Raw genomic sequence first — 15,641 nt, 5'->3', positions numbered from 1 at the left:
AATCCCATATTTTCATTTTTTCTTTCATTTTATTGACATTTACATTCTTTATGCTATAATACAGTCAAATACAAACAATATTCACCATTTTTATATACGGAGGTTCTTAGTCCATGGGAAAAAAAGAAAAAAGGCTGGAGGAGATGCTTCAGGAGCTCCGGTCTAAAAAGACCCTTAAAATAAGCGATATTGAAACTTTATTTCATGTCTCCGAATCTACTGCCCGCAGAATGTGCACAGAGCTTGAGCATGAGGGGAAGGGAATCCGTACGTTAGGAGGTATCCAATATCTGCCCGAACAATATACAGAAAGCTTACTTACATATTCTTTTGATTCCCTGGCGCAGCAATATATTGAAGAAAAACAGGCGATCGCCGCATATGCATCTTCTCTGATCGTTCCCGGAGATACTTTATTTCTCTCCGGAGGGACTACGGTATATCAACTAGCTTGTAAGCTCTCTGCATTACTGGCTGAAACTCCCTATCCTCAATTAGAGATCATGACCAATTCCATTGCAAATGCGGAAATCCTTTCTTCTGCATCCAATGTAATTCTGACCGGAGGAGAATATCGACCTGCCAGGCGTGATACAGCTGGGATCGTAGGGGAAAAAGCCATTGCAAACGCACGCTTCAGCAAAGCATTTATTGGTCTGGACGCCATTGATATCAGGGACGGACTTATGGCATGGGATATTGATACAGCCCGTATCGACCATCTTGCCATTAAACATTCAAACCATGTATATCTTCTGGTAGACTCCAGTAAATTTTCTCAAAAAACATTTGTCAATTATGAGGAATTAGTTTCTGATTATACTATCATTACAGATAAAAATATTCCATCGGAAATATATACCAATGCCAAGCATATCGGTCAGTCTATCGTTATTGTATAAACTGCCTTGCTTTTTATAACTCTGCTTCTATTTTCTGGTATTCTGTCGTGAAAAATTAAGAACATATTGTATCCTGATCTGTGTTATACTTTTTATGTATGGAACTCTTATTGACTGGAGTATTTTTAGGAGGATGAAAATATGTTAGAAATTGGAACACAGGCACCGGAGTTTACGCTCAGCGACCAAAATGGAGAGGAACGTTCTCTCTCAGACTTCAGAGGGAAAAAAGTGATTCTCTATTTTTACCCAAAAGACAACACGCCCGGCTGCACAAAGCAAGCCTGCGCCTTTGGCGAACTTTATCCGCAGTTTATGGAAAAAGATGCTGTCATCATCGGCATCAGCAAGGACTCTTCAGCTTCTCACAAAAAATTTGCAGAAAAATATACTCTGCCATTCATACTTCTTGCGGATCCTGAATTAAAGGCAATCCAAGCATATGATGTGTGGCATGAAAAGAAGATGTACGGCAAGACTATGATGGGAGTTGTCAGGAGCACTTATTTAATTGATGAAAATGGGATGATCCAAAAAGCATTCTTCAAAGTAAAACCCACAGAAAATCCGAAACAAATGCTTGAAGAATTATAAAACAGATGCATGATGTCTGCGAAATCGTAAACATCATGCATCTGTTTCTTTCTTCTCCATATTGCTTCTTCAATGACCGGCATACTGCTCTGATTCATTACACTTGCCTATACTGCCGTTATAAAGAGCAAAAATTATACGAATATAGACAGCATCTGCCTATAAACTCCTTGCTATAAAAACTTTCAAAAAATTAGTAGTATCTTTGTTGTAGTTTATCTTTTATTGTGTTAAGGTAGAACTATCTTTTTAGATGCGCATCTATAAAAAAGAGCTTTGTGTTTTTTTAAACACAGTCTGATGATCTGCTCTGTCAGATCGTTCTATTTTATCCAGTTGCTGGATAATCAGCATATCCGGATCTTTATCCGGAATATTCACAGACATTTACCCAAGGAAACAAGATCACATACCTGTGCCGGAAAAATTTTTTCAGTGTCATGCCACACGCAGATACAGGAAAATGTATGTCGCTGAAGTAAAAATTTACGTCACAGGCAATTGAGGGAAAAGTGTTGTAAAGCTTCAGACTTTTCCCTATAATGAAAGGAGAAAAGTACATATGGAACAAAAGCAAAAACCATTGCAGGATTTGAACCTGCTGGATCGTTTTTTATTCGCGCAGGCGGCGGACGACCCGGATACCATGCGGGATATACTGGAGATCATCTTAGGGAAAGAAGTCGTATTAAAACTGCTTCCCCATACGGAGAAGGAACAGCGCACCCACCCTCTAAATCGCTATGTACGGCTGGATGTATGGGCAATGGATGAGCAGGACACGGTCTATAACACAGAAGTCCAACAGAACAATACGGGAAACCTTCCGAAACGGAGCCGCTTCTACCAGGCATTGATCGACTCCAATCTATTAACTCCGGGCGAGGTCGGTTTTCAGAAGTTAAATCCCGTATATATCATCCTGATCTGTCCCTTTGACCTGTTCGGATACGGATTGTACCGCTATACCTTTCGCATGCAGTGTGAAGAAGTGCCGGAACTCTCTCTGGGAGATGACGCTGTCCGTATCTTCCTGAACACACACGGAAAGAATACAGACGGTGTGCCGGAAGAACTGGTGGAACTCCTCAAATATATGGAACACACCACAGAGGAAGTGAGCAAAAACTGCGCCAGCGAGCGGATCCATAAGATCCAGAAACGCATCCGGGCGATCAAATCCAGTGAAAAGATCGGAGTGAGGTATATGCAGGCTTGGGAAGAAAAGATCATGGAACAGAATGAAGCGCGCGAGGAAGGGCGTGCCGCCGGACTGAAAGAAGGCCACGCTTCTGGATTAAAGGAAGGAATTTCTCGGGGGCACGCTTCCGGATTAAAGGAGGGGCTGGCACAGGGAGAACTAAAAAAATTGCAGGAACAGATAGAAAAGAAGATTCGAAAGGGATATTCCGCTGAGGATATCGCAGAAATGCTGGAAACAGATATAGAAACTGTCCAGAAATTCATGAGAAAATAAAAATATAAATTTAACGGAGCAACAAGCAGTGCGAAAAGGAACAGATCATACCATGTGTCATGCTTGCATGTAAACAGGGTGTGATCTGTTCCTTTTCACACTGCTTGTTGCCCTATTAACTTTCCATTTTTTCTAATTCTCTTCTCGCAAACAGGACTGCCAGGACAAATGCCGCCGCGTCTGCAATGGGCCCTGCGTACATGACTCCGTCGATTCCCAAAAAAATGGGGAATAGCAAAATCAAAGGCAGTAAAAAAACAACCTGCCTTGTCAGCGACATCACAATTCCAAGTTTCGCTTTGCCGATGGATGTAAAGAATCCAGAGGACATAGGCTGGATCCCATTGACAAATGTCAATAGCATAAAGATTTTCAAATACCGTTCCGCAAATTGAAAATACAGATCACTGCCCGTTCCAAACAGATACACGATCTGATGAGGAAAGAGCTGAAAGCATAAGAAAAAAATAGCTGCTACCGTAGTACATAAAGTCACAGAATAACAATATGTCTTTTTCACCCTGTCATATTCCTTTGCACCATAGTTAAATCCCCATATCGGCTGACATCCTTGGGAGATTCCTATGCAGATTGCCATAAATACCTGATTAACCTTGCTGATAATGCCTACACACGCAAGTGGAATATCACTGCCATATACAGACTGTTCTCCATAATAACGCAGCGTATTATTCATCGTGATCTGCACAACCGCCATTGCGATCTGATTAATGCAGGAGGCAAGCCCCAAAGATGCGATCACCTTTAAATATACGGCATGTGGTCTTAGCATTTCCCTAGTCAGATGCATTTTTCGCAATTTCATAAAATATATGATCACGAGAAGCCCTGAAACCATTTGCCCAAGCACAGTCGCCCAGGCTGCCCCTTGTATGCCCCATCCAAATCCAAAGATAAAAAGCGGATCCAATATTGTGTTGATGACCGCGCCTGTCAGCATACACGTCATAGAATACGTCGGACTTCTGTCTGCTCTTATCAGGTGATTTCCTCCGGTTGTAAGAATGAAAAAAGGGATTCCCAATGCCGTTATCCCCACATACTCTACAGCATAGGGCATTACATCCGTAGTTCCGCCAAACAAATGCAAAAGCGGCCGTAAAAACAATATTGTCACAACGGCAATGCCTATACCCGACAGAGCCAGCATGCCCAGTCCTGTTCCTGCTATCCGGCTTGCTTTTTCTTCTCTTCCCGCGCCCATCTCCAGATTATAATTCGACGCACTTCCAATACCAAGAAGCAGGGCTGTTGCCGTAGAAATGATCGTCACAGGAAACGCAATATTTGTAGCAGCATTTCCAAGCATCCCGACTCCCTGCCCGATAAAAATCTGATCCACAATATTGTATAACGCGCTTACCAGCATACTGATGACTGCCGGAATCGCAAATTTAGCGATCAAACCGCCTATAGGCGCCGTTCCAAGCGGATTTTGTGTCTGCGCCATTTCATTTTGTTTCCCCAACATTTTCTCCTTCCTTCTTGTTCTTAGTGCATATATCCTTTATCTATATCTGTCCATACAGTTCTTTTGGGATATATGCATTCACGGCAATTCCTTCTGCTTTATATTCTTCTGATAAAAGTTCTCCATGTTTTCTGATAAGCTGGATCTTCCAAGCTTCCGTGAAAGGATAGAGTCTTTCAATATATATTTGTCCCCTGCGGATAATCTCTGTCAGAGCTTCTTTTAATTCTTCCATCCCCTGCCCGCTCTTAGCTGAACATAAAATGGAATAATCCGCCGCCAGATCTCTGACTCCTTTTTGTGCCTCTGCTTTATCCTGTTTATTAAATAATGTGATCACTGGTTTTCCCTGTATTCCCAGTGTCTGCAGCGTATCATACACGACATGCATTTGTGTGTCCATCTGTGGATTTGAAGCATCCACTACATGGATGATGATATCCGCATATTTCGCTTCCTCCAATGTGCTTTTAAATGCCTCTATCAAATGGTGCGGCAGTTTACGGATAAAGCCGACCGTATCTGTCAATAAGATTTTCTGTGTATGATGCAGACATAAAGTCCTAGTCGTTGTATCCAATGTAGAAAAAAGCATGGCGTCTTCCAAGATTCCTGCATTCGTCAAAGCATTTTCTATGCTGCTCTTTCCCGCAGAAGTATACCCCACCAGAGCCGCCACTTTCAGACTGGATTCTTTTCTCTCCCTCCGGATCAGTTCTCTATGCTTTTCTACTTCTTTCAATTCTCGTTTCAACCTGCTGATCCTCTCACGGATCAACCTTCTGTCCGTCTCTAATTTCTTTTCTCCAGGTCCTCTTGTTCCGATCCCGCCTCCCAAACGTGACAAGGATTGCCCCAGCCCGGACAGACGTGAAGCGCGGTAACGAAGCTGCGCTAATTCCACCTGTATCTTCCCCTCGCCGGATACAGCCCGCGCCGCAAAAATATCCAGGATCAAAAGCGTCCGGTCGATCACTTTACAATGCAGTTCTTCTTCCAGATTTTTTAACTGCACACTCGTCAGCTCATCATCACAGACGATCCCTGTCGCCTCTGTCTCCCACAAAAGTTCTTTTAACTCCAGTAATTTTCCCTTGCCGATATAAGTAGCCGGATGGACTCCTTCTCTTGCCTGTATGAGTCTTCCCGCCACCTCGGCTTTCGCCGTATATGCAAGTTCTCCCAGTTCATCCAGAGATTCTTCTGTATTCTCTCCGTCATTCATCTGTACGCCGACAAGAATAACTCTCTCTGTGATTTCTTTCAAGTCAAATACTTCCATACGCTTTGTCTCTCCTTATATTTTATCTCCGGTGAACATACCTTGTCGGGCGAATCCTGCCTGCAAGGCATGTATTACGGGGGGGCCGAATGGGCATGACATTATTTCAGGCGAATGATAAAAACCGGCAGCGGCGGCTCGTTCTTCCGGTTATAATAAGAATTTACAATAACCAGCCATTTTTTATCGTCTAATTCCTTTAGAAAGGAAAGGATGGCTTCCTTTTCTTCACTTCCTGTATCTTTTCCGCTGTAGATACACAGGCTCATGACTCCGCCTTGTTTCAGGATCTTTAACCCCTGTTTTATCCCTTCTATACTTGTATGGGGCTGTGTCGCTATTTTATGATTCCCGCCGGGCAGATAGCCGAAATTAAACACGATCGCCGCAGCTTGTTCTTTTACAAAACTTGACATATTCTCATGTCCTGCCTCAAAAAGCTGCGCGCGTTCTGCATAACCCGCTTTTTTCAGACGTGCTTCTGTGTTTTGAAGCGCAGTCTTTTGAATATCAAATGCGAAGACTTTTCCTGTGTCCCCTACACATCTGCACAAAAATTCTGTATCTCCCCCATTGCCCGCAGTAGCATCCACGCAGCAGTCCCCTTCTTTAATATATTCTTGCAGAAAATGATGACAATATTCTGTGATCTGATAACTCCGTTCCATCTCTCATTCCTCCCTTGCCCCTCGGAAAAGGGTTCCATGCAGTCGCCCCCACCCGTAAAACGGGTGGCTCGGGACGCGGGCTCTAAGCCCGCCCTACTTGGCCGCGCCTCAAGGCGCTGGCTTTCTCTTTTTACGCCATGGGAAGTCTACCCTTTGTAGCCTTCCCACGGCTCCGTTCAAGCCACATTGCTATTGACTCGTCGCTGCCCCTAAAGGGGTGTTTGTACTACTCAGCCTTGACCCTTAAAAGGGTCTTCATATTCTTTCACACTGAGTTTGTCTTGCATAATATCCGCTTTTTCCTGTTCTTGTATATACTTCTTTATCGCGGCTTCATTTAATCCGACTGTGCTCACATAGTATCCTTCCGACCAGAAATGACGATTCCCAAACTTATACTTTAAATTTGCGTGTCTGTCAAACATCATCAGCGCACTTTTTCCTTTCAAGTATCCCATAAATGATGATACACTGATTTTCGGCGGTATACTTACCAGCATATGCACATGGTCTGACATCAGATGCCCTTCCAATATCTCCACTCCTTTGTAACTGCACAATTGTTTCAATATATCCCGCAAATCATTTTTGTATTGATTATAAACAATTTTTCTTCTATACTTGGGGGTGAAGACGATGTGATACTTACACATCCACTTCGTATGTGCGAGCGAATTCGTTTGCTTTGCCATTGAAATCACCTTTCCTTTCTTTAATAGTGGCCTGAACACCTCTATTATAAAGGAAAGGTGATTTTTTGTATAACTAACGTCGCGCACCCGCATAGCAGGTGGATTATATTTCGCACGTTTCCGTTTCTCTGTTGAGAAACTCCAACGTACTCAACTGGGTCTATCCGACCCCTATAAAAAGAAGTCCGCAAGCGGACTCCCTACCTCTATCTTGTCTTCAAAAACGCGGCTTCTCTTATCACTTTCTCATCATCCGGATACAGTTCTAAGTATTCTGTTATTTTTTCCTTAGCTGTCTCCCAGTCCGCAGATTTTTCCGCGCACACGATAACATTATACCGCATCTCCTTAAGAAGCCCTCCATCTATTGTTTCCTCTGCCGCCCTGGCGTCAGAAAGCGCGATGCCTGTCTCAAAATATTGATACGCACCCGCATAATCTTCTGTCTGCATGGCACTGATCCCCATCAGATTATACATCTGCGGACTTTCTTTTATGCCCTGAGCAAGTGCATTTTCCCAGGCCTCCAGAGCTCCTTTATACTCTTTTTGTTCATACAGCGCCATGCCCAGTCCTCTGTAGGCTTCTGCGGCATTTTCTTCCTTTTTCACTGCTTCTGTAAAGCACGCCGCCGCTTTATCGTAATTTCCTTCTTCCATCTGCTTGGTACCGTCCTTCAGTGCATTTGTGCATCCGGTCAATAGACATACAGCACACAGAATCGGCAGAATCTTCTTTATTTTCATAGTCTGTACCCCTTACTCTGGATATTTGATCACCCAGAATGAATTCAATATATTCAGCAGCATAACTCCCATATCCGCCAAGATCGCGTTTTGCATAGTGACCAGCCCGAAAAAAGCAAGCAACAGCAAAAACAGCTTCATTCCCAGGGCAAAGATCATATTTTCTTTTACGGAATGCAGCGTCCCTTGCGAGATGCGGATCGCATTGATAATCTTAGAAGGTTCGTCTTCCATTAGGATAACGTCTGCTGCTTCCAACGCCGCATCGGCTCCTAAGCCGCCCATTGCGATTCCGATATCTGCTCTGGCAAGCACAGGAGCATCGTTGATCCCATCTCCTACAAAGGCCAGCTTTTCTGATTCCATCTGACTTTCTATAAATTCTTCCAGCTGTTCTACCTTATCTTCCGGAAGCAAGTCTGCATACACATAATCGATATGCAGTTCTCTTGCCACTGCCTGCGCTGTCTCTTCATTGTCCCCTGTCAGCATGACTGCCTCTATATTATGTCGGTGAAGCCACCGCATCAGCCTTTTTACATCCGGCCGTATCACATCGTCTATGATGATACATCCGGCATACTCTCCTTCTTCCGCCACGTATACAGCTGTACCTCTCTTTTGATTTGGAGGCGCGAAAAAGATTCCCTCTTTCATCAGAAATTTATAATTCCCTACAATAACCTCTTTCCCATCCACCTTTGCCTTAATACCAAATCCGGAAAATTCCCGTACTTCCTCCACCCTTTCCAGGTCGATCTCCTCTTTGCGGCTTTCACGCAGCGACACTGCAATAGGATGTGTGGAATAAGCTTCTGCTGCGGAAGCAATGTCCAACAGAGCTTCCTTCTCCATATTCTTCGGCTCTATCTCATAAACATGAAATACCCCTTCTGTCAATGTGCCTGTTTTGTCAAATACAAATGTCTCCGTCTGAGACAAAGCCTCTACATGATCACAGCCCTTGATCAAAATTCCTTGTCTGGATGCGGCGCCGATCCCTCCCAAGAATGCAAGCGGCACTGAGATCAATAGCCCGCTCGGACATGCCGCCACCAAAAAGATCAATCCTCTGTATATCCATGTGTTCGATTCCTGTCCCGTTAACATCATCGGCGGCAAGATCATCACAAGAATACCCATAAGAAGTGCTGCCGGTGTATAGTATTTTGTAAATCTCACCACCAGATTTTCTGTATCCGCCTTTTTATTATTGGCATTTTCTACCAGATCTACGATCCTGGAGGCAGTAGAGTCTTTATACAGCTTTTTTACTTTCGCTTCGAGTCCTCCGCTTAAATTTATACTTCCGCTGTAGATCCGATCCCCCGGTTTTACTTCCACAGGCTCATATTCCCCTGTGAGCGCTTTTTTATCGATCGTACTGTTTCCAAATGTGACTACTGCGTCTACAGGTATTTTATCTCCCGGCTTAATGATGATCACATCGCCGATATTTAATTGTTCCGGAGAAACCGCCTCTTCTCCACTGTCTGTTTTCAAATTTGCAGAATCCGGTCGTATATCCATGAATTTTGCGATTGATTTCTTCGTTTGTCCAAATGCGATCTTCTCTATCAGCACGCCAATCTCAAAAAACAGCATAGCACCTGCTGCCTCCGCGTTCTTGCCAATACAGAACGCGCCGATCGTCGCAAAGATCATCAATACATTTTCATTAAAAAACTGAAATTTTCTAAAGCCTTTTATCATCTCCCAATATGTCTCAAAGGAGATAATGCCGTACGGTATCAAATATAAGAGCCACTGTATGATCCTTTCCTGACTCTGATATTGTTTGGTAAAGAATACTGCCACATAAAGAACAGTACCTATACCGAGTTCCCACCATTTTCTTTTTACATCCTTCCCCATTTCGCGTTACCTTTTTTCTGCACTTTCATTCCCTTATATGTTCCATCCCTTGATCCATGATCGTCTTGATATGCCCGTCCGCCAACGAATAGAACACCGTCTTTCCTTCTCTTCTGTTCGCAACCAACTTCATCTGCTTAAGGATGCGAAGTTGATGCGAGATTGCAGACTGTGTCATATCCAGCGTCTGCGCAAGATCACAGACGCACATCTCTGTCTGAAACAGTGTACATAAAATACGGATCCTGGTCGTGTCTCCGAATACTTTAAAAAAATCAGCCAAATCCCTCAGTTCTTCTTCACGCGGCATATGTTCCTGCACATTTTTCACAATATCTGCATGTACATGTATATGATCACAATGCTCCACTTCTATTCTGTCCATAGCTCATTCTCCCTTCCTATGAGCATCCATCCAGATTTTATTATACGTGAATCCCATAACCCGGTCAAGTTCCCGGAATATGACAAAACACAGGAAATCCGCGCTTTTTTGAGGATTTCCTGTGCTTTTTACGTTTTTTGTCCTATTTTACATTTTTCAGCCCTGCTAAAACTGAATATAGGCGTATCATTTTACACCTACTGTTTACTTCTGTACAAACTGCAGTGTTTTCTGTTTTTCTTTATTGCCCAGAACATGCTCCGCGACGTCTTCCACCGAAATATGTTCCTCTTGCTCTGACCTGGCATTCATTGCGTACTCTAAGATGGCATCGTTCAAAGACAGCATCTTATCATCCAACTCGGAAACCATCTGTGCACATTCTTTCAGTTCCCGGCTTATATATTCCGGCGCGTTTCCTTCAAACTTATAATAAATTTTATGCTCCAGACTCGCCCAAAAGTCCATCGCGATCGTCCGGATCTGTATCTCTACTTTCGTATCTACAACGCTGTCCGACAAAAAAATAGGTACCGACACCAGCATATGATAACTCTTATATCCGCTCTCTTTCGGATTCTTTATGTAATCCTTGATAGACAAAACCTTTAAATCACTTTGATTTCCTATCATTTCGGCCAAACGGTAAATATCTGAGGTAAAAGAACAAATGAGACGCACCCCGGCGATGTCATTGATATACTTCACCATATTTTCAATGGAAGTTTCATATCCGTTTCTTTTTAGTTTTTTTACAATACTCTCCGGCGTTTTGATACGAGTTTTTATATGTTCGATAGGATTATATCTATGTACATGCTGAAATTCTTCGTTCAATATCTCTAATTTTGTGCCCACTTCTTTTAATGCGGCATTATATAGAAAAATAACCGTTTTCCAGCTATCGACGTCTTCATAATTTTTCAACGCATCCTGAATCTGCTGCTCACTTTTCACCTTGTCTTTCCCCTCCTTTCATACTTTTGTATTATACCATATTTTGTACTTTCTGTCATAGAGTTCACTCTTTTTTTATAAATACGGACTCCCCATACAATGCCTTTTGTACAGACAGCCCGTTCTTCATGGTAAACTAGAATCTTCCTTTAATCTGTGAGTTTCATATCTCCATACCGGATCCACTTTTTCTTACGCATAAATTCTGAGAGGAGCAAGGTTACAACAGCAGGTAGGATAAATTGGATCAAGAGGATTTTCGTAAATACGATCATAGCAGGCTCACTGGCAGTCATGACCTGCCATGTCATGATAGGCCCCACCAGACCGGCCGTGCCCATACCAGAGCCTGTAGCATTATTGGTCATATGTAAAAGCATGGTACCCACAGGTCCCAATATGGCGCTGGATAAGATCACAGGCAGCCAGATGACCGGCCTTTTTACGATATTCGGAACCTGCAGCATGGAAGTTCCAATCCCTTGTGCCAATAGGCCTCCCAGTTTATTTTCCCGGTAACTTGCCACGGCAAATCCGATCATATTGCAGCAGCAGCCTATCGTAGCCGCTCCGGCTGCCAGACCCGATAAATTCAAGATTACTCCCAATGCGGCTGAACTGATGGGAAGTGTCAAGATCATCCCCATCAGGACAGATACCACCATTCCCATCAGCAGGGGCTGCTGTTCTGTTCCCCAGTTGATCAAAGAACCAAGCCACATCATAAATTTCGATATAGGCGGTCCTAAAAACAGCCCTACGGCCGTCCCCGTTCCGATACATACCAGAGGAGTAAGGAGAATATCCAGCTTTGTCCTGCCGGAGATTAAAATCCCGATCTCTATCGCCACATATGCCGCGATAAAAGCCCCCAGTGGCTCTCCCGGTCCCGCCAGCACCACGCTTCCGTCCTTTACTATACTGCCTGCAAGCAGCTTATCAGCAAAAGCGCCCGTCATACCGACAACAGCAGCCGAGATGATCACCAGCTGCGGCGCCTCTAATTTCCTTGCCACACCGATTCCGATTCCCGCTCCTGTGACTGCCGCCGCCGTCTTTCCTGTAAGGAAGATGAGTTCTCCCACATTTCCGCCTAAAAAAGTTCCTATCTGCTGAATGATCGTTCCAATAATCAAAGTAGCAAATAACCCGTGCGCCATTCCGCTCAGTCCATCAATAAAGATCCTGTCTAACAGCTTTTTCATCTTTTTGCACTCCCATTTATGAATATTCCTGCTTATTTTAGCATAAAGGAGAAAAAAAGTATATGACAAAAACCGGTGCAGGATCTTTCCCCACACCGGTCTTATCTGTCTGTCTTTCTCTACTCTTGTGTTATACGCAGCCGTTCTACCACTGTATTTTTACATGCGTTCCGATAGCATATTTCCGGAACAGCCACGGAGATTGCCAGTAAAAGCGGGATACAGAGCAGAATAGGCAGAAGAGTAAAATGCCAGCTGAACATCCACATCTGCCCTGCCACTGTCTCCACGAGGAAATATCCGATCGCGCTTCCTGCGCTGGCGCTGACCAGTATCGTCAGGATCCCGTACATAATCCCTTCGTCCCGCAGCATACTCCTCTGCTGTTTCCCGGTCATCCCGATCGCTTCTAGCATAGCCAGTTCCTGCCTGCGCGCAAGAATAGAAGTCACGGTCACATTGACAAAATTCAGAATTCCGATCAAGGCAAGGATCACGCTCAGTAGTCCGCCCGCGATCACAAATACTTTCCGCATTTCATCAAATTCTTTCTCATATTCGGCTTTGTCGCCGTATGCCATGTTCGGGTCCACATTTTCACAATAGTCTGCCAGCCACTTCCCGACTGCCTCTCTTTGTCCGTCTTCCACATCAAAGATCGTCCGCATAGGCTGCCTGACTCCGGTCTGCTCTTTCATCTCCGTATCCGGCAGTATAAAGCTTTCCGGAATCAATGGAAACATCTGTGTTCCCATCGCCATCGGCATCTGCCCTACATACAGCACCTCATATTCCTTTGCCTTTCCTTCTTCAAACTCCAGCGTCACTGTATCCCCCGGTTCTAAGAACGGGCTATGGAAGGTAACTTTTCCATCGTTTGTACTGTCCATGGCGTTCACGATCACATATTTGCCGGTACGAAATTTCTCCCAATCCATTTTTTGACCGTCTGCCAATATAATCTTATCTGCCGCTTCTTTATTGACGCCATATATATCTGTATCTGTCGTACGGTCTGTTCTGAGATTATCAAAGGATTCCTGCAGATGATAATCTCCAAACCAGTCTGCGTAGGCAGGATCTTCCATGATCGTTTCCAGCCGTTCCCACTCTGCGTCCGAATAGACATGATCGTTTCCACAGACATAGACATGTCCGATATTTTCCACGCCCTCTTGTTCCTGTAACTCTGACAGAAATTCCTCTGTCACGCCTTCATACTCTACATACGAAAGAGAAAGATTCTTCATACTGACGTCTGTCGCCATAAAATCGGATACCAGATAAGAAGACAAAAATTTGTCCATATCAAAACCTGTCACAATCGTGTAGGCACTGTTCAGCAAGATCAGACTCAGCGAGAGAGAAAAAACGACCAATACCAGTTCCTTCGTATTTCTCCGCAGATTAGACATCGCCATACGAAAAGGCGTGGCTCTCTTTGTCTTCTTGTTCTTATTCTTCTTTTTCCTGCTTTGTTCTGTAAACCGAACGGCTTCTATAGGTGATACCTTTGCCGCCATCCGGCAGGGCTTGATACAGCTGATATAAACCGTCAGGATGGTAAACAGCGCCGAGCCTATGAAGATGAGAGGATTGGCAGAATACCGCAGGAGCACACCATCCAGCATATTGACCACAAAGGGAGTAAAAAATCTTCCGGTCAGCCAGCCCAGCAGGAGTCCTGCCGGAATCCCAAGCAGACAAAGCTGCCATGCCTGTTTTCTGACAATCTTTTTCAGCTGTTTTCCGGTCGTCCCGATTGTCTTGAGCAGACCGTAAAATCGGATATCGCGGAAAATATTCAGATAGAAAATATTATAAATGATCAGATATCCGGAAAGCATGATCAGCCCCAGCAGGACAACAAGCATAAGGATAGAACTGACATCCACGGAAGAAAACCCATACGCCCAGTTCACGCCTGTATTTACTTTATTCGGATCGAAGCCTAAGCGCTGCGTCAGTTCTACTGTCTTTTTCTCAATATCAAAGGCATTCGAGAAATTGAAATTTACATTCATATATCCGCTGTAATCTGTCTGGTCTGTTTCATAGAAAGGTGTTGTCTCTATAGGCGCCACCTTTTCCGCCCATTCCTTGGATACCAGGATCTCCTGCGCGCGGGAGACAGAATCTCCTTCCCAATATCCGCACAATGTAAATGTTTTTGTCTGCACAACTCCGTGGATCTGTATATCCAACGTCAGTTTCTCCCCGATTTCGTGTCTGACTCCGAGCGCGTCCAGCACGATCGTACTCATAGCGGCTTCCTCTTCTTTTTTTGGCATGTTTCCTACAGTCGGATAGGAAAAACTGTGTTTTGCATCTAAAGGTTCAAAGTAACGCACCTCGCCCTGGATCTTGTTCAATTCTGTGTTCGTCGTAACCCCTACCATGATATTATAGGAGAGATCTCTTACCGCTTTATCCTGTTTTACTTTCTCGTATTCTTCCCATGTCATATTTTTATATCCGGTATGTGTACTGCCGCCCACCTGGCGCAGCGTAGATTCCGTATTACTTTTTAGCAGACTGCCTCCTACAGAAAAAACAGTCGTAAATAAGATCGTAGTCAAAAGGATCGCGGCAAGGCTGATGATATTTTTCTTTTTTCTAGATTGTACGATCCTCTGTGAAAGTTTTTTTAATACTTTTTGATTTTTCACTCTACGCATAGGAGCCACCTCGTATTCTGCCGTCCTCGATCCGTATGATCCGGTCTGCCATCTGCGCGATCTCTTCATTGTGGGTGATCATGACAATGGTCTGCGCAAACTGGTCGCTTGTCACTTTTAACAGACTTAATACGTCCTGGCTTGTATTGGAATCCAGATTCCCGGTAGGTTCGTCGGCAAGCAAAATGGCCGGTTTCGCTGCCAGCGCCCTGGCGATCGCCACTCTCTGCTGCTGTCCGCCGGACAGTTGGCTTGGCAGGCTTCTCAGCTTATCTGTAAGCCCCAGCACCTGCACAATCTCTCGAACAAATTTTTTATCTACCCGGTTGCCGTCCAGTTCAATAGGAAGGGTGATATTTTCTTCCACATTTAACACCGGCACCAGATTATAACTCTGGAATACAAAACCGATCTTTCTTCGCCGAAAGATACACAGTGCGTCGTCTTTTAGTTGAAAGATATCTTTTCCGTCCACAAATACTTTCCCGGAAGTAGGTCTGTCCAATCCGCCCAGCATATGCAAAAGTGTCGATTTCCCGGAACCGGAAGTACCTACCACAGCCACAAATTCTCCCTGTCTGATCGAGAGTGTCACGCCGTCGAGCGCATGTACTTGGTTCTCTCCGGTCCCATAATATTTTTTTAAATCCTGTGTCCTTAGAATCGTCTCCATTCTTTTAGGCCTCCT

General features: G+C 44.2%; 14 protein-coding genes. 3 read left to right on the top strand and 11 right to left on the bottom strand.

From position 1 onward, the window contains the following. Nucleotides 1–113 precede the first annotated feature (113 nt). From BN3282_RS06810 to BN3282_RS06800, 3 genes are all read left to right on the top strand, one after another. On the top strand, nucleotides 114–902 hold the full coding sequence (locus BN3282_RS06810; protein WP_059067734.1) for a DeoR/GlpR family DNA-binding transcription regulator: 789 nt from the start codon (nucleotides 114–116) through the stop codon (nucleotides 900–902). 141 nt (nucleotides 903–1,043) lie between these two features. Beyond that, a complete protein-coding gene (gene bcp / locus BN3282_RS06805; protein ID WP_059067732.1) occupies nucleotides 1,044–1,496 on the top strand; it encodes a thioredoxin-dependent thiol peroxidase in 453 nt (150 codons plus the stop codon). Between the two features lie 562 nt (nucleotides 1,497–2,058). Next, nucleotides 2,059–2,973 (top strand): Rpn family recombination-promoting nuclease/putative transposase, encoded by a 915-nt coding sequence (locus tag BN3282_RS06800; RefSeq protein WP_059067731.1) that lies wholly within the window; start codon nucleotides 2,059–2,061, stop codon nucleotides 2,971–2,973. A gap of 115 nt (nucleotides 2,974–3,088) precedes the next feature. On the opposite strand, the gene BN3282_RS06795 is transcribed toward BN3282_RS06800, so the two are convergent. From BN3282_RS06795 to BN3282_RS06745, 11 genes are all read right to left on the bottom strand, one after another. Continuing rightward, on the bottom strand, nucleotides 3,089–4,465 hold the full coding sequence (locus BN3282_RS06795) for an MATE family efflux transporter (protein ID WP_059067729.1): 1,377 nt from the start codon (nucleotides 4,463–4,465) through the stop codon (nucleotides 3,089–3,091). A 40-nt stretch (nucleotides 4,466–4,505) separates the two neighbouring features. Next, complete coding sequence (gene hflX / locus BN3282_RS06790) at nucleotides 4,506–5,747, bottom strand: GTPase HflX (RefSeq protein WP_059067727.1); 1,242 nt, start codon at nucleotides 5,745–5,747, stop codon at nucleotides 4,506–4,508. Between the two features lie 101 nt (nucleotides 5,748–5,848). After that, nucleotides 5,849–6,415 (bottom strand): tRNA 5-(aminomethyl)-2-thiouridylate-methyltransferase MnmM, encoded by a 567-nt coding sequence (locus BN3282_RS06785; protein WP_059067725.1) that lies wholly within the window; start codon nucleotides 6,413–6,415, stop codon nucleotides 5,849–5,851. 230 nt (nucleotides 6,416–6,645) lie between these two features. Then, nucleotides 6,646–7,107, bottom strand: a complete 462-nt coding sequence (tnpA, locus tag BN3282_RS06780) for an IS200/IS605 family transposase (RefSeq protein WP_059066847.1) — start codon at nucleotides 7,105–7,107, stop codon at nucleotides 6,646–6,648. Between the two features lie 206 nt (nucleotides 7,108–7,313). Further along, on the bottom strand, nucleotides 7,314–7,853 hold the full coding sequence (locus BN3282_RS06775) for a tetratricopeptide repeat protein (RefSeq protein WP_059067723.1): 540 nt from the start codon (nucleotides 7,851–7,853) through the stop codon (nucleotides 7,314–7,316). A 12-nt stretch (nucleotides 7,854–7,865) separates the two neighbouring features. After that, nucleotides 7,866–9,728, bottom strand: coding sequence for a heavy metal translocating P-type ATPase (locus tag BN3282_RS06770; protein WP_059067721.1), 1,863 nt, complete (start codon nucleotides 9,726–9,728; stop codon nucleotides 7,866–7,868). Between the two features lie 25 nt (nucleotides 9,729–9,753). Continuing rightward, nucleotides 9,754–10,113, bottom strand: coding sequence for an ArsR/SmtB family transcription factor (locus BN3282_RS06765; protein ID WP_059067720.1), 360 nt, complete (start codon nucleotides 10,111–10,113; stop codon nucleotides 9,754–9,756). Between the two features lie 204 nt (nucleotides 10,114–10,317). Next, on the bottom strand, nucleotides 10,318–11,070 hold the full coding sequence (locus tag BN3282_RS06760) for a GTP pyrophosphokinase (protein ID WP_059067717.1): 753 nt from the start codon (nucleotides 11,068–11,070) through the stop codon (nucleotides 10,318–10,320). 149 nt (nucleotides 11,071–11,219) lie between these two features. Next, entirely contained in the window at nucleotides 11,220–12,275 is a 1,056-nt protein-coding gene (locus BN3282_RS06755; protein ID WP_059067715.1) for a PTS sugar transporter subunit IIC, read from the bottom strand. Between the two features lie 119 nt (nucleotides 12,276–12,394). Then, entirely contained in the window at nucleotides 12,395–14,953 is a 2,559-nt protein-coding gene (locus BN3282_RS06750; RefSeq protein WP_059067713.1) for an ABC transporter permease, read from the bottom strand. Continuing rightward, on the bottom strand, nucleotides 14,946–15,626 hold the full coding sequence (locus tag BN3282_RS06745; protein ID WP_059067711.1) for an ABC transporter ATP-binding protein: 681 nt from the start codon (nucleotides 15,624–15,626) through the stop codon (nucleotides 14,946–14,948). The genes BN3282_RS06750 and BN3282_RS06745 overlap by 8 nt, the downstream gene beginning before the upstream one ends. Nucleotides 15,627–15,641: the final 15 nt, after the last annotated feature.

This window comes from Mediterraneibacter massiliensis (assembly GCF_001487105.1).
In the GTDB taxonomy this organism is placed as follows: Bacteria; Bacillota; Clostridia; order Lachnospirales; family Lachnospiraceae; genus Mediterraneibacter; species Mediterraneibacter massiliensis.
Note: the sequence above shows the minus strand (reverse complement) of the source record. Positions and strands in the feature narration are given on the sequence as shown.